General features: G+C 57.8%; 22 protein-coding genes. 12 read left to right on the forward strand and 10 right to left on the reverse strand.

All coding sequences use genetic code 11. The annotated features are described in order from the left end of the window. Positions 1-49: 49 nt before the first annotated feature. Positions 50-1,117, forward strand: a complete 1,068-nt coding sequence (locus FJ543_RS04275; RefSeq protein ID WP_140873907.1) for a BMP family ABC transporter substrate-binding protein — start codon at positions 50-52, stop codon at positions 1,115-1,117. A 77-nt stretch (positions 1,118-1,194) separates the two neighbouring features. On the opposite strand, the gene rimO is transcribed toward FJ543_RS04275, so the two are convergent. The 5 genes from rimO to FJ543_RS04300 all read right to left on the reverse strand — a co-directional run bounded on the left by rimO (position 1,195) and on the right by FJ543_RS04300 (position 5,594). Continuing rightward, positions 1,195-2,508: a 30S ribosomal protein S12 methylthiotransferase RimO gene (rimO, locus tag FJ543_RS04280; protein ID WP_140873908.1), complete on the reverse strand. Its 1,314-nt coding sequence runs from the start codon at positions 2,506-2,508 to the stop codon at positions 1,195-1,197. A gap of 158 nt (positions 2,509-2,666) precedes the next feature. After that, on the reverse strand, positions 2,667-3,353 hold the full coding sequence (locus tag FJ543_RS04285) for a TerC family protein (RefSeq protein ID WP_140873910.1): 687 nt from the start codon (positions 3,351-3,353) through the stop codon (positions 2,667-2,669). Positions 3,354-3,537: 184 nt separating this feature from the next. After that, positions 3,538-3,945, reverse strand: a complete 408-nt coding sequence (locus tag FJ543_RS04290) for a DUF930 domain-containing protein (RefSeq protein WP_041163455.1) — start codon at positions 3,943-3,945, stop codon at positions 3,538-3,540. 56 nt (positions 3,946-4,001) lie between these two features. Then, entirely contained in the window at positions 4,002-4,700 is a 699-nt protein-coding gene (locus tag FJ543_RS04295; protein WP_015317895.1) for a DUF2161 family putative PD-(D/E)XK-type phosphodiesterase, read from the reverse strand. 54 nt (positions 4,701-4,754) lie between these two features. Further along, positions 4,755-5,594, reverse strand: a complete 840-nt coding sequence (locus FJ543_RS04300; protein WP_140873912.1) for a sterol desaturase family protein — start codon at positions 5,592-5,594, stop codon at positions 4,755-4,757. A gap of 378 nt (positions 5,595-5,972) precedes the next feature. Between FJ543_RS04300 and FJ543_RS04305 the strand changes: the two genes are divergently transcribed. From FJ543_RS04305 to FJ543_RS04350, 9 genes are all read left to right on the forward strand, one after another. Further along, positions 5,973-6,206, forward strand: a complete 234-nt coding sequence (locus FJ543_RS04305) for a hypothetical protein (RefSeq protein ID WP_015317897.1) — start codon at positions 5,973-5,975, stop codon at positions 6,204-6,206. A gap of 2,532 nt (positions 6,207-8,738) precedes the next feature. After that, positions 8,739-10,040, forward strand: coding sequence for a site-specific integrase (locus FJ543_RS04315; RefSeq protein WP_140873914.1), 1,302 nt, complete (start codon positions 8,739-8,741; stop codon positions 10,038-10,040). Between the two features lie 128 nt (positions 10,041-10,168). Next, positions 10,169-10,447, forward strand: coding sequence for an AlpA family phage regulatory protein (locus FJ543_RS04320; RefSeq protein WP_140873915.1), 279 nt, complete (start codon positions 10,169-10,171; stop codon positions 10,445-10,447). A 162-nt stretch (positions 10,448-10,609) separates the two neighbouring features. Next, positions 10,610-12,970: a DUF5906 domain-containing protein gene (locus FJ543_RS04325; RefSeq protein ID WP_140873917.1), complete on the forward strand. Its 2,361-nt coding sequence runs from the start codon at positions 10,610-10,612 to the stop codon at positions 12,968-12,970. A gap of 482 nt (positions 12,971-13,452) precedes the next feature. Then, the gene (locus tag FJ543_RS04330; protein WP_140873919.1) at positions 13,453-14,274 is read left to right on the forward strand and encodes a hypothetical protein; all 822 of its coding nucleotides are present in this window, start codon (positions 13,453-13,455) and stop codon (positions 14,272-14,274) included. A gap of 222 nt (positions 14,275-14,496) precedes the next feature. Next, complete coding sequence (locus FJ543_RS04335; RefSeq protein ID WP_140873921.1) at positions 14,497-14,928, forward strand: hypothetical protein; 432 nt, start codon at positions 14,497-14,499, stop codon at positions 14,926-14,928. Beyond that, on the forward strand, positions 14,912-15,199 hold the full coding sequence (locus FJ543_RS04340; protein WP_140873922.1) for a hypothetical protein: 288 nt from the start codon (positions 14,912-14,914) through the stop codon (positions 15,197-15,199). Before FJ543_RS04335 ends, FJ543_RS04340 begins: the two co-directional genes overlap by 17 nt. 280 nt (positions 15,200-15,479) lie before the next feature. After that, entirely contained in the window at positions 15,480-15,719 is a 240-nt protein-coding gene (locus tag FJ543_RS04345) for a hypothetical protein (protein WP_140873924.1), read from the forward strand. Between the two features lie 10 nt (positions 15,720-15,729). Beyond that, on the forward strand, positions 15,730-16,209 hold the full coding sequence (locus FJ543_RS04350; RefSeq protein ID WP_140873926.1) for a hypothetical protein: 480 nt from the start codon (positions 15,730-15,732) through the stop codon (positions 16,207-16,209). A gap of 135 nt (positions 16,210-16,344) precedes the next feature. Here the strand turns inward: FJ543_RS04350 and FJ543_RS04355 are convergent, their stop codons facing one another. The 4 genes from FJ543_RS04355 to FJ543_RS04370 all read right to left on the reverse strand — a co-directional run bounded on the left by FJ543_RS04355 (position 16,345) and on the right by FJ543_RS04370 (position 18,699). Further along, on the reverse strand, positions 16,345-16,896 hold the full coding sequence (locus tag FJ543_RS04355; RefSeq protein WP_140873928.1) for a hypothetical protein: 552 nt from the start codon (positions 16,894-16,896) through the stop codon (positions 16,345-16,347). Further along, on the reverse strand, positions 16,871-17,503 hold the full coding sequence (locus FJ543_RS04360; protein WP_140873930.1) for a hypothetical protein: 633 nt from the start codon (positions 17,501-17,503) through the stop codon (positions 16,871-16,873). The genes FJ543_RS04355 and FJ543_RS04360 overlap by 26 nt, the downstream gene beginning before the upstream one ends. Positions 17,504-17,506: 3 nt before the next feature. Continuing rightward, positions 17,507-18,220: a thermonuclease family protein gene (locus FJ543_RS04365; protein ID WP_246678825.1), complete on the reverse strand. Its 714-nt coding sequence runs from the start codon at positions 18,218-18,220 to the stop codon at positions 17,507-17,509. 140 nt (positions 18,221-18,360) lie between these two features. Next, entirely contained in the window at positions 18,361-18,699 is a 339-nt protein-coding gene (locus FJ543_RS04370) for a hypothetical protein (protein ID WP_140873932.1), read from the reverse strand. A gap of 126 nt (positions 18,700-18,825) precedes the next feature. On the opposite strand from FJ543_RS04370, the gene FJ543_RS04375 reads away from it, so the two are divergent. Continuing rightward, positions 18,826-19,101, forward strand: a complete 276-nt coding sequence (locus FJ543_RS04375) for a hypothetical protein (protein WP_140873934.1) — start codon at positions 18,826-18,828, stop codon at positions 19,099-19,101. Positions 19,102-19,762: 661 nt separating this feature from the next. Further along, positions 19,763-20,404: a hypothetical protein gene (locus FJ543_RS04385; RefSeq protein ID WP_140873936.1), complete on the forward strand. Its 642-nt coding sequence runs from the start codon at positions 19,763-19,765 to the stop codon at positions 20,402-20,404. A 92-nt stretch (positions 20,405-20,496) separates the two neighbouring features. On the opposite strand, the gene FJ543_RS04390 is transcribed toward FJ543_RS04385, so the two are convergent. Beyond that, positions 20,497-21,255: a nucleotide-binding protein gene (locus FJ543_RS04390; RefSeq protein ID WP_210243698.1), complete on the reverse strand. Its 759-nt coding sequence runs from the start codon at positions 21,253-21,255 to the stop codon at positions 20,497-20,499. Positions 21,256-21,289 lie beyond the last annotated feature (34 nt).

Consider the following 21,289-nt stretch of genomic DNA (forward strand, 5'->3'; position numbering starts at 1 on the left):
ACAAGAACAAGACGGGAAGCTCCAAGGCTTAACTCAGAGAGGTAACACAATGAAAAAACTGCTTATTGCCCTGATGACAACGACAGCGGCTTTGTCGCTGGCCGCGTCCGCGGAGGCCGCCGACAAGTTGAAGGCCTGCTGGGTCTACACCGGCCCGATCGGCGATTTCGGCTATTCCTACCAGCACGACCAGGGCCGCCTCGAGGTGGAGAAGGCGCTCGGCGACAAGGTCGAGACTGCTTACCTGGAAAACGTCTCCGAAGGCCCCGATGCCGACCGCGCTTTCGAGCGCCTGGCGCGCGAAGGCTGCAAGATCATCTTCGGCACCTCGTTCGGCTTCATGGACGCCGAAGTGAAGGTCGCCAAGAAGTTTCCCAAGGTGATGTTCGAGCACGCCACCGGCTACAAGACCGGGGACAATCTCGGCATCTACAATGCCCGCTTCTATGAAGGCCGCTATGTGCTCGGCCAGATCGCCGCCAAGGAATCGAAGTCCGGCGTCGCCGGCTACATCGTCTCCTTCCCGATCCCGGAAGTGGTGATGGGGATCAACTCCTTCATGCTCGGCGCGCAGTCGATCAATCCGAACTTCAAGGCCAAGATCGTCTGGGTCAATTCGTGGTTCGATCCGGGTAAGGAAGCCGACGCCGCCAAGGCGCTGTTCGACCAGGGCGCCGACATCATCGTCCAGCACACCGACTCGACCGCGGCCCTGCAGGTGGCCGAGGAGCGCAAGCTGCACGGCTTCGGCCAGTCGTCCGACATGATCAAGTTCGCGCCCCACGCGCAGCTGACCTCGCTGACGGACGAATGGGGTCCGTACTATATCAGCCGCGTGCAGGCGGCCATCGACGGCACCTGGAAGCCGGACAATGTCTGGCTCGGCATCAAGGACGGCGCGGTCAAGCTCGCGCCCTACACCAACATGCCCGACGACGTGAAGGCGATGGCCGAAGCGACCGAAAAGAAGATCGCCGGAGGCTGGAATCCCTTCACCGGGCCGATCGCCAAGCAGGACGGCTCGGCATGGCTGAAGGACGGCGAGGTCGCCGACGACGGCACGCTGCTCGGCATGAATTTCTACGTCAAGGGCGTCGACGACAAGCTGCCGCAATAGGCAGCACGCCACGTCTCTATAGGGAAGGGCGCCGCGAGGCGCCCTTTTTCATTTGGATGGTGAACTTGACGGAAGGCTCAGACAGCCGAGCCGTAGAGATCGTAAGCGTCGGCGCGCTCGATCTTGACGGTGACGATGTCGCCGGCGCGCATCGGCCGGCGCGACTGGATGTGGACCGAACCATCGATCTCGGGCGCATCATATTTGGTGCGGCCCTTTGACGAGGTGCCGTGCGCTTCGTCGATCAGCACCGGCAGACGCTTGCCGACCTTCTTGGCAAGCTGTGTCGCCGAGATCTTCTGCTGGCGCTGCATGAAACGATGCCAGCGCGCTTCCTTGATCTCCTGCGGCACCTGCTCAAGCCCGAGCTCGTTGGAGCGGGCGCCTCTGACCGGCTCGTATTTGAAGCAGCCGGCGCGATCGATTTTCGCTTCATCCAGCCAATCGAGCAGCATCTCGAAGTCGTCATCCGTTTCGCCGGGGAAGCCGACGATGAAGGTCGAGCGGATGGCGAGATCCGGGCACACGTCGCGCCAGCCGCGAATGCGCTCCAGCGTCTTTTCGCCATGGGCGGGCCGGCGCATGTTCTTCAGCACCTGTGGCGAGGCATGCTGGAAGGGGATGTCCAGGTAGGGAAGGATTTTTCCTTCGGCCATCAGCGGGATGACGTCTGCGACATGCGGATAGGGGTAGACATAATGCATGCGCACCCAGATGCCGAGCTTGCCCAATTCCGCCGAGAGATCGAGGAATTTCGCCCGCACTTCGCGGTCGCCGAACATGGACGTCTGGTACTTGATGTCGATGCCGTAGGCGCTGGTATCCTGTGAGATGACGAGCAGTTCCTTGACGCCGGCCTTGGCCAGTTTCTCGGCTTCGCGCAGCACATCGGCGGCCGGCCGTGAGACGAGATCGCCGCGCAGTGCCGGAATGATGCAGAAGGTGCAACGGTTGTTGCAGCCTTCCGAAATCTTCAAATAGGCGTAATGGCGCGGCGTCAGCTTGACGCCTTGCGGCGGCAGCAGGTCGATGTAGGGATCGTGTGCGGGAGGGGCTGCCTCATGGACGGCGGCCATCACGCTCTCATAGGCCTGCGGACCGGTGATCGCCAGCACGTTGGGGTGCTTCTCGCGGATCACGTCCGGCTCGGCGCCCAGACAGCCGGTGACGATGACCCTGCCGTTTTCCGACAGTGCCGAGCCAATGGCGTTGAGCGACTCGTCGCGGGCGGAGTCGAGAAAGCCACAGGTGTTGACGACAACGAGATCGGCGCCGTCATGCTTGCGGGCGATCTCGTAGCCCTCGGCCCGCAGACGCGTGATGATGCGCTCGGAATCGACAAGGGCTTTGGGACATCCGAGACTGACGAAGCTGACGCGTGGGGCGGACATGGGCAATTTTCCAATGGACGCGAACCGGAAACACCGATCCGGCCCGCAGTCTCAACATATGACGGTTGGCATGGCTCCTGGCAGGAGCTCAATTTGGGCGGCGCAATAGCACGGCTTGCTCAATCAGGCAAACGGAGCCCTGCGGCCCGGCATGTGCGTCAGTGCCCGCTTGACCCGAACCAGGGTGACAGGAAATCGAAATGATCGGGGAATTGCTGCACGGCTCCGTCCAGCAGCATCTTGACCGCGACATAGAGAATGATGACCAGGCCGATATAGGCAATCCAGCGGTATTTGTGCAGCAAGCGCGCGACGAACGACGCCGCAAAGCCCATCAACGCGATCGACAGCGCCAGTCCGACAATCAGCACCGTCGGATGGTTCATAGCCGCTCCCGCGACGGCCAGGACATTGTCGAGCGACATCGAGACGTCGGCAATGACGATCTGCCAGGCGGCCTGCGAGAAGGTTTTGCTCGGCCCCTTGCCGCCAACGACGCCATCCTTGTCGAAGTCGCCGTTCGACAGCGCTTCGGTGGCGTCGCGCTCATCGTCGTGGCTGACACGCAATTCGCGCCACATCTTCCAGCAAACCCACAGCAAAAGCAGGCCGCCGCCGATAAGCAGCATGGGACCAATGGTCAGCAGCCATTGCGTGATCAGGGCGAAGAAAATGCGAAGAACGGTGGCCGCCGCGATGCCGACAAGAATGGCTCGCTGGCGCTGGCTGGCCGGCAGGCCGGCAGCGGCAAGGCCGATAACGATGGCATTGTCGCCCGCGAGCGCAAGGTCGATGGCGATGACCTGAAGGAGAGCCGAAAAGCCCGCGGCGGTAAATATTTCCATCGACCTGGAAGCCCTTCGTCGAGTGTTCGTCGTCGATCGTCCGAACGGGCCTAAAGGCATGGTCCGCTGGCGTCAAGTCGCGGCAACGGGCAACGCTGGAAAACCATTTTCGTGGCGGTGGAATTGCGGGAGGTTCTCGACAGCCGCCGGCACAAGCCGGAGGCGGGCGCAAGCCCGCGAGAACCTAATCGTAGAGATTGTATTTCGCCCAGTCGGCTTCCGGAATCTCGTCCCCGATCCGATAGCGGAGCTGGAGAACTTCCATATGGTCCGGTCCCGTCTGGCATTTGAATTTGAGCCGGTACCATTGCCCCTTGCTGCGGAACGCCGCACCGGGACTCCGGATTGCGTCGGCGCTCATCTCCGGCGTCGCGAAGGCGTAAGCGACGACGCGGTCGGCCTTGAACTTGCGATCATCGTGGGTGATCCGGTCCAGGATTTCGGCATCGCAACGCTGTTCGAGGCGGGTTTGCGGATCAAGTTTCATCAGCCCGGCGCGCAAAGCGTTGTCCATCGCACTGGCCGGAAAGGCCAGCGTCAGGGACGCAATGGCCATCATGCAGAGTGTCTTCATGGGCGGGACAAGCAACATGTTTTCTCTGAAAAATCAACCAATAGCGGCGGTTCATGCTCGGCAAACCCCGGCATTCAGAGGTCCGGCGCAATCAAAATCTCGTGTCGGGCTTCATCGTGCGCGACCTGCGGCCAACGAACCAGCGAAGCTCGGCCGGCATCCGTGAGATCATAGAGACCACGCTCGACCCTTGCGAACCAGCCATAGACATTGTGCTGAAGAATCTTCGGCGCGATCGACGTCAAGGCTTTCAGATCGCGCGGCCGTTTGGGGCCGTCCGCAAGCGCGGCGGCGCAGGCGAGGGCGCTCTGCCGGTAGGCGGTCATGATCGGAGTGCGCGATCCGCCGCCAGCGACAGGATCGCCGCGGCGGCGCTGATGCTCATCGACAAGGCGAGAACGCCGTCGCGCATTTTTGCGCGGTGCCTGGGCGACCGGACTGAGAAGCACTTCGACCCTGTCATTGGCGGTCACCGCGAGCAGGCCGAAGCCAAGCCGACGGCAGAGATTGCGGAACCTGGCATCGCTTTCGCGCCCCTTGCCCCGCGCCGACATGCGCGCTGCCAGCCAAACTTCATCGCAAGCAGCCGCACGGTCGACGCCCTGCAGAACCAGTTCGAGATTGAACTGCAGCTTCAGCTCGCAGATGACGACGATCGGCGGCTCTCCCTCGCGCAGCGCGACGATGTCGCAACCGCCGATTTCCCCTTTCACGACGAAGTCGAGGTTTTCGAGGAAGCGCTTCACCGGCGCGTAGAGTGAGGTCTCGTTCATGCCTCGAGGCTTAGCCGATTCGCCATGAAAGGCCTCGGCACCGTGGCCCCGAACTCATCTGTCGACATGCTCGATGCCCGGCGTGTCCGGCAACCAGCCTGCTTCGACGCTCGGCGCTGCCCGTTTCGACGGCTTCCTGTGAGGCAAGAACGGATAGCCGAGCTGGCCGAAATAGCTGGAGGGGATGGGATCATCGACGCCGTATTTCTCGGGCAGCTTGTTGCCGGTGGCATTGTAGGTGCCGAATATCACGTCGAGGAACGGCAATTGGCCGGCGAAGTTCTTGTCGTAGGCTGTGCGCTGGTTGGCATGGTGCCAGCGATGGAACTGCGGGCTGGCGATCAACCACTTGAAGGGGCCGAACGCAATCCGCAGGTTTGAATGAACAAGCATCGTGTGGCCGAAGTAGATAAGCGAAAAGACGGCGAGCGAGGCGCCGGAGAAGCCAAGGAGGTAGATCGGCGTCAACGATATTGCCTTTGTGACGATCGCGTCGACCGGGTGGGAATGGAAAGCGCCGAGCCAGTCCAGATCCTCAATGCCATGGTGTATCGCATGGAATTTCCAGAGAGCGGGGATTTTATGGAAGGCCCGATGCGCCCAATAGACGCCGATATCGGTGATCAGGATCATTTCCGCAACCTGCAGCCAGATGGGCTGGCCGCTGACGGCCCGCGTTACCGATTGCGGGACAAGGATCGCGGCGGCTTCGAGGGTGCCGAGCGCCATCATGGCCATGGCTGCCTTTATGACGAAGGTGTTGAACAGCACATAAATCAGATCGACATCCAAGCCTTTGCGGAGGACCTTCTGCGGCTGCTCGGCAAACAGATGTTCGAACGGAATGAAGATCAGCGCACAGATCAAAAGCGCCTTGATGCCAAAGATGTCCATCTATCGCCCAGCCTGTCGCCGGCACGCCGCCAGCGCTTCAACTCCTCAGCAGAACCACATCTCCCTTTCCAAAGGCTGAAGGGATCTCCGATAATGCTTATGGCCGGCATGTGATCGCCACCGATGTCGCAAGACCGCGAGACGCGTATCGATCGTCCTTGCGAAGGGCGTACGCAGCCATCTGTCCTTGTGTCACATCGGTGTCGCAACCGCGCGATATCTGGACAATGCGCGCTTGTCGAACGCAGCGCAACGCGCGTCCTCCCAGGACTAACCCCTCCGGTCCCTGCCGGCGGGGTTTTTCATTTCAGAACCATATTGTCGGTCGCGAGTTGTCCTTGCTATTGTGGCATTGCGGTCAGCGCAGGGACGCCCATCATGGATGCAAGCGAAATGAGTGCGATCGGCGATACCCTCATGAGGATCGTCACGCCCGACATGTCTCCCAAGCAGCTCGTCAAGGCTGCCCAGAAAGCGCACCCCAAGGCCTCCAAGAAGGATATCGCCAGAGCAGCCTTCTTTTCGATCATCGCGAACGCCGACCGGGACATCGGCAAGGCCAGGAACCTGCAGGCGTTTGCCATCGCGGAGCGTACACAGCAGTCCGACTGAGCAAGGTGGCGACCTTCGCCTTTGTGCAACATGCGGGCGGCCCGGCGAGGAGGGGTGGGACGCCGCCGGGCCTGACCAGCGGTGTTGGGTTGGGATGATTACCCGCCAGCTTGACCGTTAATACGCCAGCTTCCAGAAACGGCATCATTCAAACGGCGGGAGACGGTCGGGTTGCACCAAGCGTCGGGGCCACCAGACGAACGCGCAGCGAAAAGCGACCGAGCCAAGAAATCTGGCTGACATGTCTCCGGCTAAAAGCCAAATAGCAAACGCCCATCGTTTGCCGGGGCGGAGCGGTTGCGGCGGCTGTTGGGCTAACACGCTATCTCACGGTCCCGTCATCAGGGAACCAATCCGCTGCCGATCTGTTGTTTTGGCAGCGTGGAGATGTCCCCCTCAACTCCTAGCCGAATGGCCCGCTGCGCTCCTCCCGGAGGCGGCGGGCTTTGCTTTGTTGGAACCCGAGCCCCCCGATTTTGTTTTGGTAGAGAACAGGAGGCGCATGTGGAGCCGAAGTCATCACGCGAACTGCCAGGTCCAGAACCCCGCAAGGACCGAGGAAGGGACACCCGAAAAGCGGTTGCCAAAACACCTGACAAGACCAATGACTGGGACCGTGATGCCGTGCATGGAGATGGCGACACGATCGACATTCAGCCTGAGCCGGGCGTGGAGTCGAAATAGCCGTCTACGGTTGGGTCGCCCCCGCAACCAACTTCGCGGCCCATCGTTGACCTATGCTGGTTGATCCCAGCACTCCAGAACTTGCCCGCCGGTTCCCAGCTGGCGGGCCTTTTGCTGGGTGGGTTGAAAGATATTTGCCGGTCATGAAGGTTCGGAACTGGTCCGCTTCCCTGTTATCGGTTCGCCCCTTTGAACTGCCTCCTGCCCCGGCCGAAGGCTTTTTTGCACCCGCGCAGCTGGGAGGTGCCGCCATTGGAACCAGCCGGGAAACAACGCGGTCGGCACGGCGATAGTCCAGAGGGAACAAGCGATTGCTAACGCATAGCAGTTGGCCGTGACATCATCACAATGACGGACGACTTACCCCGCCACATGTGAAAGCTTCACAGGGCGTATGAGGGGAATGGCCGGTGAAGGATCAAATTGTCGGATCACTTCGGTATCATCCGAAGCCTAAATGCATCGCGTGGCTCCCAGCGTCAGCAACGCTGGAAACCGAGCGAACCGAGCGAGACGCCAAGACCGCTGGCCTCAGGCGACTGAGGGCTTACTCGGAATGGCTCGTTCGCGACGATCTAGCCTCGATGCGCGATCAGATAGACTGCTCGGCTCTTCTGTAGAGCGTCAGCCGGCTGTGGCACGGCCCATGCCTTGCGAGAGGGAGCTAGAGCAAGACTCGCTGCTATAGCGCTTCCCATTGCCGTTTGCCGTTTGCGGGCTGTGTGGGCGCTGGCGATGTCATCGAAGGCGCATTCCATGCTCAGAGCATAAATCGAAACGGATTCGCTATCAGTCTCCTGTTTGTCACGCTGAGCGGGCTGGCTCCGCCGGCGGGCTTTTTTTGGCTCCTATGACGTCCTGCGGTTTTTTGAACCGGGCGCGCTAGGTGGAATGATGCGGAACAGTGGAATCGTTCGTTCTAGTTGCAACAACTGCAGTAACGGTTGATTCAACCATTGCTGGTATTCCATTTATGGTGGCGGCTCCGACAGTGCGGCGGGGGCTGGGTTGCCGGAGCCGCCTGCGCAGTCCGGTTGGGATTTGACCGCGCTGTCTCAGAATAGGACAGCGCGGTCAATGATTCGTTAATCGTGACAGTTTCGCCGGTCGGGCGTCAGCAGTAATCTGTAGCTTTCGACGATGGCAATGATCGCCTTGGACGCAATGGAACAATTCCGTGTGTCGGAGGCGGCCCGCCGGCTTGCGTTTCTCCAGTTTTATTGCGCTCTCGCCTCAACCCTCTCAAGGCACTGAACGGGAATATTAGGCCATGTCGCCTTGGCGCATTCCGATGCCGTAACGGCCACCACGGGCTCGCCTTGCACACTGGCCGCTTGGGTAGGCGTGGATGCAAGGAGGAATGTCTGCGTCAGGAGGGCTGACAAGGCTGCAACTTGAACAAGCACGGCGGCAAAGGCGATTTTCTTGAGCATGCCGAGAGAACGCGGTGGATAGCTACCGGTTCCCTGTGCCCACCATGCCCAAAATCATCGTGAATGGTAACTACGAGACGCTTTACGGCCCTTGCAGTCACCCCTTATCGGCTCTCAAATCGGCGGCCCCAGATGCCCGTCTCGAACTCGACCATGGCACCCGCGGATGATTTGGTGAAGATGTTGCGGCACCACCGCAGCCAAGCGGGCTGGGGATAGCGGTGGGGTCCCTATCTGATTCATAGACGTTATGGCGGAGGGAGTGACCTTAAGTTGGCTTAGTCGTGATTAGTCGCTAGTAGCCAACGTGTTGATATAGCCAGATTTTGCTTAATCGTAGCTATTCAACTGATCTGTCGGACGGCTCCTTTCGGTTAGCACGGCAACGGCCAACTAACCAAAGGACCACTCCGCAATGGCAACCAAAATCGACACTCTTAACCGCGAACTCCGCAACCGCGTTAAGGCAGGCAAACCCAATCTCTGGTCGCACGGCAACGGCTTGTGCTTCGCGCTCGCCAAGAACGGAACGGCGTCATGGGTTATCCGCTACACCGTCAATGCCAAGCGCCGCGTCATGACGCTCGAACAGCATTCCGACCCGATCACAGATCGCAAGCTGAAAGAGCTAGAAATGGTCGCGCTCGAATATCGCGACCGCATTAAGGCCGGGGTCGATCCGCTTGCAATGCGCGAGGCAACCGCCAACCGTTCAAAAAGCACTTCCGGTGACACGTTCGAAACTTTCGCCCGCGACTACATTGCACAGCATGAAAGCGATTGGAAAAACGAGAAGCACCGCCAGCAGTGGGAAAACACGCTCACCCAATACGTTTACCCCAAGATCGGCCGCGCGCTACCACATGAAATCAGCGTTGATGACGTGTTGTCAGTATTGCAGCAATCGCACATTCGGCGGGGCAAGAAATTGCCGTTGTGGGATGCCGTCCCGGAAACCGCATCGCGCGTCCGGATGCGTATCGAAACGATCATTGCCGCTGCGAAGTCCAAGGCACTCGGGAGCGCCAACCCTGAAATCAAGGCTTTATGGAAGGACCACCACAACCCCGCAAAATGGGAGGATGGTTTGCAGCATTGGCTTGGCAAAAAGGGAAAGCAGTTCAAGGGCAATTTCGCAGCGATGGCTTTTGCGGACGTTCCGGCGTTCGTCACGGAGCTTCGCGAGAAAACCGATTATTCGGCAAAGGCGCTGACCCTGACAATTCTTTGCGCAACCCGCACTTCAGAGACGTTGAACGCGACATGGGATGAATTCGACCTCGACAACGCAACTTGGACCATACCAGCCATCCGGATGAAAGCTGGCGTTGAACATCGCGTTCCATTGTCGAGCGCCGCAATCACCCTGTTGAAAGGTTTGCACCGCTTCGCCGGCAATCCATACGTCTTTCCCGGCGCGAAGCGCAATCAACCGTTGTCCAACATGGCAATGCTCGAAATGCTGCGCGGAATGCGAGACGGATTGACCGTTCACGGTTTCCGAAGCGCATTCCGCGACTGGTGCAGCGAAACCACGTTGCATCCGGACACAATCGCCGAAGCCGCTCTTGCTCACACCATTAAAGACAAGACCGTTGCCGCGTACCGTCGCGGCGATGCATTTGAACGCCGCAAACAACTTATGCAGCAATGGTGCGATTATCTTTTGGTTTCAAACGACAACTATAAGCAAGAATGGCAACGATTAATCGCGTAGATCAGCAACCTGTGGATAATTATTTAAAGCGGCCCGTTAATCCGGGCCGTTTTCTTGACTATGTGCGCCTACGTATGCTCACTTGCGGTTTGCCGCCTTGATCGGATGATCGGCGGCGCAAGGGTCGGATGGCCCATGCCACGGTAAAGACGCGGCGCACGGTAGGCGGATGCCTGCAAAATCCCGACAACCCAGAGATTTTGGAAGGCATTCCCATGGACGCTATGACCATCCTGACGCGCGACCAGCTTTGCGCGAAACTCTTGATTTCCGACACCACACGCCAGCGGCTCGAAAAGACCGATCCGACGTTTCCCCGCAAGCTGCACGTTTCAGTGCGCAAGGTCGGCTACCTTGTTAGCGACGTACAAGCATACATCGCTCGCCAGCACCAAAAAGCGGCCTGATCGTTAGTCGCGGTGATTAGACGACAACCTTTGACCGCAGCCCCAATCAATTAAATCAATTGCTTGCCGCAAATATTGCGGCGGAGCGGTGTTCATTCGACCTCAAAAAATTAGCCCCAAGCAGGCCGGCAAGCCGCACTTGGGGCGATAGGAATAAATGCAATGTTTGAAATACCATCATCAGCCGCGCCGGGCAACAACCCGGATGTGCCGAACGTGCCTGAACCGCTCAAAGCGCTGCCGCAATGGATTGTGTGGCGGCTGGTGCAGCGGCCGGGCGAGCCGAAGCCGACCAAGCTCCCTTACGATCCGAAGACGGGGCAACTTGCCAGCGCGACCGATCCGGGTACCTGGACAGATTATGCCACGGCGACCGTACGGGCCGCTGTTGGCGGCTTCAACGGCATTGGCTTCGTCTTCACGCCAAATGATCCCTTCGCCTTCGTTGATCTTGATGACTGTCGTGATCCGATCACAGGGGAGTGGATGCCATATGCCCGTGACGTCGTGAACATGTTCCCCGGCGCATCATGGGAGACATCGCAAAGCGGCAATGGTCTGCACGGCATCATGCGCGTCGGCAACAAGCCCGCATTCGCCAACAAGGCGCGCCGATGGGCCAACAACGGCAATCGCTTTGAATGCTACGCGGAAGGCCGCTTTGTCGCGTTCGGCAAGTGCGATTGGACGCGGGTCGACATCGACGACGATTGCGGCGAGCCGTTGGCCCGATGGGTGCCAGATCGGCAATCCAATCATCCCGGCGTGATCGATTGGGACGACGCGGCGCGGCCCGATTACGCCGGCCCTGCCGACGACGACGAATTGATCAGGCGCGCCATCGGCAGCAAGGGCGGGCTAGCGGCCCTTGGCACCGCACCGCCGTTCGCAGCCCTTTGGAATGGTGATGCCGTCGAACTTGGTAAGTTCTTCCCTGATGAGAGCCGGCCTTTCGACCATAGTGCGGCCGACCTCGCGCTTGCCAATGCGTTGGCTTGGTGGACCGGCTGCAATCCTGTGCGAATGGAACGGCTGATGAGCCGCGCGCCTTTGTGCAATCGCGACAAATGGCAGAAGCGTGGCGACTACCGGGCGCGCACGATCACATCTGCCATCAGCGCTCCAAACCGCAAATATCTCACTGCCAAGGACCGGCGCGACCAACGGCTACAGGCTGACATGGTGATCGGCGACGATCTGCCGTCGCCACCGTTGCCGAAGATCATGACACTGGACCAAATGCGCGCCGACCTTGTGCATGTGGGCGATGGCAGTCAGATCGTGCATCGCATCAGCAAGACGATCCGCAGCAAGGACGATGCGCCAAGCGAATATGCAGCGAGCGTCACGGAACTCGATACCGGCAAGGTTGATCGGCAAGGCAACCCGATCATGAAACAATTCCAGACACTCGAATTGTGGCGTCGTGAACAGTCGCGCACGTCCGTCGATGTGGTGACATGGCAACCCGGCGAGTCGGAAATCTGCAAGGCGGCAGACGCCGACCAACGCGCATACAATCTTTGGACGGCACCGCGATTGATGCCTGCACCGGCCAATTGGCACGATTGGGCGAAACCGTTCATCGATCACGTTGGCTATCTTGTGCCGAATGAAGCCGAACGCGTGCGCTTCCTGCAATGGCTAGCGCATATCGTCCAGCGGCCCGGCGAACTTCCACACACGTGCTATTTGATGATTGCCACAACGACCGGCATCGGTCGCGGCACACTGGCATCAATGCTTGTGCAGGCGCTTCGAGGATATGTGGCCGCGAACGCCGATGTTGGCATGTTGTTGAACAAGGCGTTCAATGGGCGACTGTCCCAAAAGCTTCTGGCAACGGTCGATGAAATACGCGAAGGCAACAACTCACAGCGCTATCAACAACAAGAGAATTTCAAAAGCGCGGTTGTTGAGGAACATCGCCACATCAATCCGAAATTTGGTCGGCAGCGAATTGAAAAGAATTGCTGCCGTTGGTTGCTGTTTTCGAACCATCTGGACGCCTTGCCATTCGACAATAGCGACCGCCGCGTTGTCGTCATCGAAAACCCGACTACACCGGCAGCGCCAGCTTGGTTCGAATATCTGCACGGCATCATCAACCATCCGGCATTCATCGGCAGTGTCCAACACTACCTTGCAACACTCGACATCAGCACGTTTAAGCCGGGCGAGCGAGCGCCTATGAACGCGGCTAAGGAAAAGGCACTCGCGGCTATGGAAAGCGCCGCAGATCAAGCTGCGCGGCAGTTTGCGGCCACGTGGCCGGCCGATCTCGCGACGGTGGCCGATCTGCGGGATTTCATGAGCGGCGACGCGCCTAGCCATGCCGGCGCGATGCGGCACGTCATCGAGCGCGCCGGCATGAAAACCGCCCGCAAGATCAAAATCGCGGCAAAGGCACAGACCATCTTGATTGTGCGCGGCGCGCTCGATCCGAAAGACTTGGTGAGCGCTGATAACGCCAAGGTTGCCGGAACGATAATCAACGCTCAAACGACCTTTCGCTCACAATAGGTCATCGGTTCTCCAAAAATACCCAAATTCCCCACTTCCAAGGCATATAGGGAAATTTAGTGAAATGATTTTTACAGGGCTTTTTTAGAGGTGAGTAACTTGGAGATTTTGGGGAACCGGGCCGGGCGCTTCATGACTGCTAATTCTCGCCCGTCCTTCGCACTTTAGCGATCAACGCTTTGATTGTATTGGTGGCGTTGCGTTGACTGTCGCAGCGTCTAATCAACAAACTCACCAAATGGTCGTTCGCGATGGATCTCGTCGATTTGAACGTTTTGGTCAGTCAAAACAGTCGTCGCGTAATTTACCCGACTCATTGCGATGGTATTCCAATTGAGCGACGTGTTATATTGCGATGGTCAGCAGTTGTGGATATCGTTCTAAATAAAATGTGAAGTACACGCGAAAATATGCTTTACATATACACCAAAGCAGTCCTACTCTTTGTCAAACCTAACCTATCTTTCAAGGAGATTATTCCAATGCCTTCCGCCGTCAGCCGCTTTGCACACCCTCGCGCCTTCGCCAACGTCGAACCTGATCTGTTTGTTAGAAGCGAGACAGGGCGCGGCGATGCGGTCACCGTCCGTAACGGCGATGCCTCGCAAACGGCGCTGATCGCCCGTCTGTCCGAGAACGCACCGGAGGCGCTACGCAATGAAATGGCGGCACTCTCTGCCGGTGTTAGCAGCCTCGCTGTAGAGGGGAACCGCGCACGTCAGCAAGTCCACCCGGCGCGGCTCCCCGACGTGCTGCGGGAATTGGTCGTCAAGCACGTGTCGCCACCCTTTCAGGGGACCACCAAGGCCGGAATTCAGGCCAAACAGGACGATGGCGCGGCGTGGAAGCGCTCCACCACGCCGGAACCGACAGTTGGGACGGTCGGGCAGGAATATCGGCAGATTTGGCTACCGCTTTCATTGGCCCAACGTGCTGCCCTCGTTCCGGGTGCTGATATCGATGAGCTTGCCGCCATTCTGGAAGCGCCAGGTATGTTCCCTGACATGACGAACACGCCAATTTGGGACGAGATCGAACGCCGTTCCGCAGTGCTCAATACGGCCAAAAAGTACGCTCTCAACGGTGCGTTCAACAAGCAGCCGACCGCAGCCGACGTGCTGGCGTCGGGACCGGATCAGACGCGTATCGAAGCGGAAGCACAGCGGCTTATCGATACCCGCAAGGAACGGCTCAACAACCTCTCGTTGGTCGAGACGACTTTGAGCAGCGTTGTAACCGTTGTCGCCGTCGCAATCGAACAGCCGATTGAAGCCGCCTACAATTTGCTCATGGGCCGCGAGTAGCAGCGATGGTTGCGGGCAACGTTATCGTTCTTCCGGCCGGCGCAACGCTCACGTCTGCGGACCTTTGCGCCGCGTTCGGCGTGACGCGACAATCGCTAAACTACTACCGTCGCCGTCAGGATTTTCCGCAGCCATTGGGGCGAAATAGCGCGGCGCGTTACGACACGCGCGCTGTGACCGCGTGGTGTGCGGCCCGCAATTGCCGGATATCTTGGATTTAGCATGACCGCCGACAACAACGCCGCAGAACTCCGTACATCAACGGTCGTGAAATTGCCGAACGGTCGGTTTGCTCCCGGTAATCCCGGCCGCATTCCCGGCAGTAAAAACAAGATCAGCAATGAAGCGATGTCAGCAATCAAAGACATGAAGGACGCCGCGATTGAACAGCTTCGCTCAAAGCTCGAACGCGGCGATTGGGACGCGATCACTTTTATTCTTGAACGCATTTTGCCGAAAGGCCGCAGCGTCGAACTCGAGGACACGTCGCCTACCAGCATCGCAAAGGCATTGGCCGAAGGCCATTTGACGCCCGACGAAACGCGCTCAATCGCAACGGCGCTCAAATCGCTGCAAGACGTGACCGAACTTGCTGAAATCCGCGCCAAATTAGACGAACTGGAAAAGCTGCTTAGCGATGGCGTTGCACGATGAACGGCAGCGGCTCGAAGCGCTCAAACTTGCCGTCCAACGCAAAGTTGGCGCGTTCGGCAAATTGGACGCTGAACAGCGAGAATGGTTGGCAGCTTGGCGCGAAGATCAACCGCCCGTGGATTACGCGACGATGATCAACAACGCGGGCGAGGTTGGCGATGGGCTTCGAAGCGATATCCGGCGCGTTCTGTACGGCGATGTACCGACAATTCTTGTGACTGACACCGACGCACAGGCCAATGAGAAATGGCAAAGGTTCATGGGGCGATGATCATGACAGTTATATCCGTTCCATCATGCATCTACGTTGCCGACGAAGTCGCATTGGACATTATGGGATGGACCGCACAACAGCTTAACTATCATCGCAATTACGCCGGCTTTCGTTCCGCGATCCAATTGAGCGACATGCTTGTCTTGCGTTGCCAAGATATAGCCCGTTGGTGTCAGTCGAGACAAATGCAAGTTGTCCGATATGACATCGACGGCCGCACGTGGACCAACCAACGACCGCGTTACTTTCTTAGCTAACCCACAAAGGAAGCCAAAAAATGAGAATAGCATTTTTCAACAACGCCAAGCTCGAAGCGGAAGTTTTGGACGGCAACTTGATCGACATTCGCAATCTGAATTCCGACAGGACCGCAAACCTTGCCGGGAGTGAGCCACTAATACACGGACGATTGGCGATCATCTTCGGTGATATCAACGACGGCGATCCAGTCGTTGCGGATCTGAATTTTGATGGTCCCGGCGACATCAGCCGCAACGCCATCGACGCTACAAAGTAAGGCAACCGCAATGAAGCTCGGAACCATCGCATACCCCAACACTATCGCAGTTCACGTCATTCCCATGGGGGATATCGTTGAACTAGAGGCGGGGCGGATCAAAGGCATCCACACGCGGTTTCGCAGCATGATTGCGCCCGTCGCCGGCAAACTTGGATTTCACGGTAACGTCAGCGACCTTTCGCATTACGACGATGTGCGCGGCACCCTCGAACTTTCCGATAATGACGTGTTCGCCATCATTTCGCATTACCGCAGCAAGCTTTCACATTTGACCGTTCGCCAATTCAGGCTTTCGACAGCGATGCTTTTCGGCATGAAAGACGATGAATTCGGCGAGGCTTGGAAACGGAGTCGTATGCGCATACCAGATCGTCTGGAACCAGCCGGCTCCGCATGCGGTCAACAGTTCTATCGCCAGCGGGTCGCCGGCCGCAGTCTCGCCGAACTCCACGGCGAAGACACAATGAAACTGGTGCTGCTTCAATGACGAAAGGGCCAAATGGTTGGTTGAAAGGTTAGTCGTCTTGAAAAGGGATTAGAATTCAGTGCCGGCAGCGGAAGGGTTGTCCGCTTTGGCGAACCGCAATGGAACGGCAGGGGTCACCGGAGCGACCAAACCGGGCTATTTATCGGGAACGTTGAGTTTGTCCGACGTCAGGAATATCTGGATCACAGCTACACCGTCCTTGTCCGCGCCGACGACAGACAGATTGCAATTTCGGACCTGCGTCACTCTGCCTATCACAGCTTTGACAGCGTCAGAAAACTGCACGTCGTCCTTGGCGGCCTCATATGTCGACCCTAGCGGAACATCCTTCTGACTGGCCAAAACCGGCGCAAACGTACCCCATGTTTCGTCGGCGGTTTCACAGTTGACTCCGAACGGCTTCTGGTCGGGCGGAGGGGCTACGCTACAATCGTGCTTCGTTCTTTGAAGCTTGCTTATATCCACGTCGAACTTTTTGCCGTCGCAGGGCAGGAAAGTAGCCTTCGACCCCTTGATTTCGGTCACATAGCCAAAGAGAGCCGCTTCATTGGCTATCTCGAATGGGCCGTCCCCAGCGACGATCTTTGTGGCCTTCTTTTGAGAAACCTGCACAGCTTCTTCGGCCATCGCCAAATGCGATGACAACAGGATTGAAAGAACGCTAGTCAGTGCAAATTTGGCGCCCATTGACATCCCTCCGAATTTCATTGGCAGTGTAGGTTATGCGACCGTCATCGTTGATGACGTACATTACTCCACGATCGCATGGCGTCAGGGCGCTTCTGCAAAGCAGGAAAAGACGATTCGCCAAGCCAATGATCTGGTACAGCCGGAAATCTTGCTGGCAAAGCTTGTATTCATCCGCTGATGGGCCGCCAGACGATACGTTTGCGAACGCTTGAACCTTTTTTCCACGCCAAACATTTTCAGCCATTTCGTTGGCCGAATCTTTGGCCACGTAAGAAATCACAAAGAGCGCCGAGACGAGGATCACAACAATGTACGACCACCAAAATAATTGGCGTCGAATGCCGAACTTATAAACGAGAGCGGCGAGGCCCACCACGACGGCAGCAAAGAGAAGCAGCGCCCAAGATTGGAGCGGGCGAAACGCGTACACCAGCACGGTAGGGAAACCGACATCAAGCTGAGTTGCGTCGATGCCGAAAACGCCGACGTATGATGACAGATATGCCCAGCCGCTAAAATACACCAAGGCGACCGGAACAACTGCCGCAATCGCCTCCAAAAACGCGACTTTCACACCCCCCATTGCTTCCCCCGATGCTGCCATTCTTCACCGCTTTGATCGCCGCCAGCCGGCCGCAACGGCTTCCGCTTCCGAGCAGAACCACTTTTCGCCTTTGGCTTGGCTGATGACGGTGACGCTATAATACTTCTGTCCCGGCACATGGTAGATGCGTTCGCCGTCCGCCGAAATGTTGCCTTTGATGACGCATCCTGAACTGCCGTTGCCGAATGCAAGGACCGGTGCCGACGTCGTTTGCCCATCGTCGCTATGCTGCACTCTCCAATCCCACGGCGTCTGAAACGATCCTGCCCACAAACCAAGCTTTGATGCCTTGGCTTTTGCCTGTTGCGGCGCATAGGCACCGTTGCTGTACTTGGGCCAATCAAGCGCTTGCCCGTGCTCGACCATCCATGCGGCTACGCTGGCTCCGTCCGCCCGCGTGCAGTTTCCGACGAACCGTCCGTAACGATCCCATGTGACGAATGCACACTGGACCGGCTTGGAGGCTGCTAGGAAGGCGTCTAGAGCTTCCGCAGAGCGTCGGCCACAGGGATACTCGAAGCCGTTGGCGTCGTCGCAGTATTGGCCTCTCTCTGGCGCGTCGATCCCGTTGAAGCGAATCCGCTGCCCATGCACTTCTATTGTGTCGCCGTCGATGACGGACGCCACACCGGCAACCGCGACAGGCTTCGGTTTGATGATGTTCTGCAGATTGATTTCCGGAAACGACCCGCTGTTGTGCATGACGAATTGCGTCACCAAGGCGGAAGTTGCCGCTACAGTCACGAGTACGAGACGGAGCGGCACGCTTGCCCATCGTCTAACGCGTGAGCGCTTCGCGCCGTCGCGCCGCCGCCATTGTGCGGAGCGGTTGTCATAGCGGGATTTGTCTATGCCGATCACATCGCGCCGCCTGGACGGCTTTCAGCGGACCGCTTTCCGCAATGTGAGCCGTCCGCCGCCATGCTGTTGTCAGTCGGGCAATTGCCAGAGTAGCCACCACCGGCAGAAGAGGGCGATTTGTACCGCTGGATCACGGCAACGCTACGTTGGCCGTCACCTTCGATACGAGTGTTGTTGCTGTTGGGGTTGAAAGGATCGACGGTTTGCAGAAGTGAGTTCATGTTGTTTGCGTCACCAGCCGCAAGCGTCACTGTATCGTAGTTGTTCAGATAGTCGGCAGCACAGCCCGAGATGAGGGCCGCCGCCGTTGCGACAAAATACAAGCGCCAATGCATGAAGGCATCCCCCGACACCGATGCGTTATGATGCACTTTCTGTAGTTTATTGTCGAATCCCTTGTTAGACGGGTTGCGGTTGGGGGTGAGTTAAGGAAAGTTTGCAGCGGGCTAGGATTTGGGGGGATGATGAAACGATTTGCTTTGACCATTGTTGCGTTCGTTTGCTTTGCAGGCTGTGCCACGCCACCGGATAAAATAGCAGGGGTTCCGAATGCCGGTCCTTGTACGCAGGCGGATCGAGAGCGGCTGGCGCTTCTGACCAATCAACAGAACAAGGCTGCGACTGGTGACGCTCTTGGGGTGTTCCTGATTGGTGTTCCTGTGTCGTCAATGTCGGGCGGCGATCATGAAACCGAAATTGCGGTTCTCAAAGGACGCTGCGGACCACCAAAGACCTAGGTCGCTGGTATCGTTCCTCTGCGATCAACTAATGAGAGCAGCAAACATTCAGACCGATGGGAAACGACGAATTCGCGCCGAACGGTTAGTGGATTTGGTTAGTCGCTTTGGAAAACGCTTAGAATTCACCAATTCCGGGGGAGGGGTTCTCCGCCACTGGCGAACGTCGCTTTGTTGATGCACATTCAACCCTATGTGCAATCTCTACAACATCACCACCAGCCAAGACGCCATTCGCGAGTGGACCCGCGCTTTGCGGATATCATGGGCAACCTTGAACCATCGCTTGACGTCTAATGCCGGGACCAGTTGTGCGCAACGCTGCGGATGGTCAATTCGAGCTTGCAAAGCTGCTTTGGGGAATGCCGACGCCAATAGACAGCCGACTATGGCACGACCAACATTCGCAACCCTCAATATGCGCATTGGCAGCAATACGTTGGCATGGACAATCGTTGCGTCGTGCCCGTCACGAGCTTCGCAGAGCCCAGCCCAAAGCCGAACGACCAGACCTGGTTGACCGCGCCGTGAACCGAAGCTAGGCACATGCAGCGGACGGCACCGGACGATGCCTTGGTGATAGTCGAGAAGCCAGCCACGCAGATCAAGTTTCCGCAACACCCCCTCTCAAGGATCGCTGTTCTAAGGAGTTCTGGAAAACATGACGGTCCCGTCGCAGTATGCGAACCACTATATCCCCGTGAAGTTTTTCCTCTCGTCTTATCGGGCGCTCTCCGATGGCCGCAATGGCATCCGCCACCTCGGAGATCAGATCACACAAGCCACGTTTCTGTTGTCTGAGTGGAAGGTCATATGGATCGGGACCTGCGCTCTCCTAAGGACCGCAATAGACTTGTTTCAGGTCGATGCTAAATCATGTCTGTCTCCGGCAATTCGGCATGAAATTTCAGTCGAGTGGAAGGCCATAAAAGACAATAAAGAGGACCATTCAATATTTTGGGAGTTTCTCCGGCAGGAGCGTGACAACATCATCCACGAATACCAGTGGCGCGCCTATGAAACGTGGATAAAGCCTGATGGAACCTTTCGAGATGGCGGGCTGTCTTTACTGGCATTGGCTGGTGACGACGCCAAGCTGGTGCTTCTAATGCGAGGCGGACCTTTCGTGGGTAGAAACTCACTCGACTTGCTACATGAAGGAGCTGATTGGGTAGAAGCACGCATCTTTGCGGCGATCCGCCGCGCTGGGTTTGACCCTGAAGAGTCTCGCGGGCTCGTCCATTTCCAATCACCTCCGACCTTCAAGGGTGGTGGAAGCATTTTGAGCGGTGACAACGCGTAATTTATATAGGAGCAAACATTCAAACAGATGCAAGCCGGATCGACCGCCACGGTAAGAGACGCACCGGTCATCTTGGTACCAAGCGAAGCGACTTAGCCGCCACCCATGACGTTGTTCCAGTCAATCGCGTAGCCCGCAGCCTTCATCTCTTTCGCCAGCGCAATCTTCCAACCACCGCTGCCATCGTAGGGGATATACACGACGCCGTCATAATCGCTCGGGGTAGTGACTGGCTGTCTGACAATAGCGGCAACACGCTCGGCGCCGAGAGCGCCGAGAAAGAACCCAAGCTCAAAGATCACATTTTGGCGCGGCAGATCGCCATCGTCAGCGGTGACCAGCACAATAGCAAATCCAACCGACGCCGCTTCTTCCCGAAATTTCGAGATGATCGTTCTGCCCTTGTTGGCCTGTTCGTGCAGGATGACCGGAGCCATACCGATCTGGCTCACAAATCGAGCAACGGTTTCACGGATTGCCTCGTCATGCCCATGCACGATGAAGACCTTCCTAGGGTCAATCGTGTTCAACGGCTGCGCAGTGATCGCCGCCGGGATGTCGCCAAGCTCATCGAGCCGATCCTTCATCAAGTTGATCGCGGCATTCAAGAGGTCGATAGACTTCTGTCGCTCTCGCTTCAGGTCTCTGACGATCGATCCGCGCGGTGTCGGCTGCGCGAAGCTCACGCTGTAGTTGAAGTATTTTGCACGGTGATATCGATCATATTCGACGGTATCGACGCCAAACGTCTCGGCCAGTGATGCTTCAATTGCCGCCGAAAGTGGGCGGGTCAGCGGCGCAGGATCATCTCCTTCAATCTCGTCGGGATTGAACGCCTGGACCTCGTCCAACCGCTTCGTGAGTCGGATGATCCCTCTGCGAAGT

Source organism: Mesorhizobium sp. B2-5-7 (genome assembly GCF_006440875.1).
GTDB classification, from domain to species: domain Bacteria; phylum Pseudomonadota; class Alphaproteobacteria; order Rhizobiales; family Rhizobiaceae; genus Mesorhizobium; species Mesorhizobium australicum.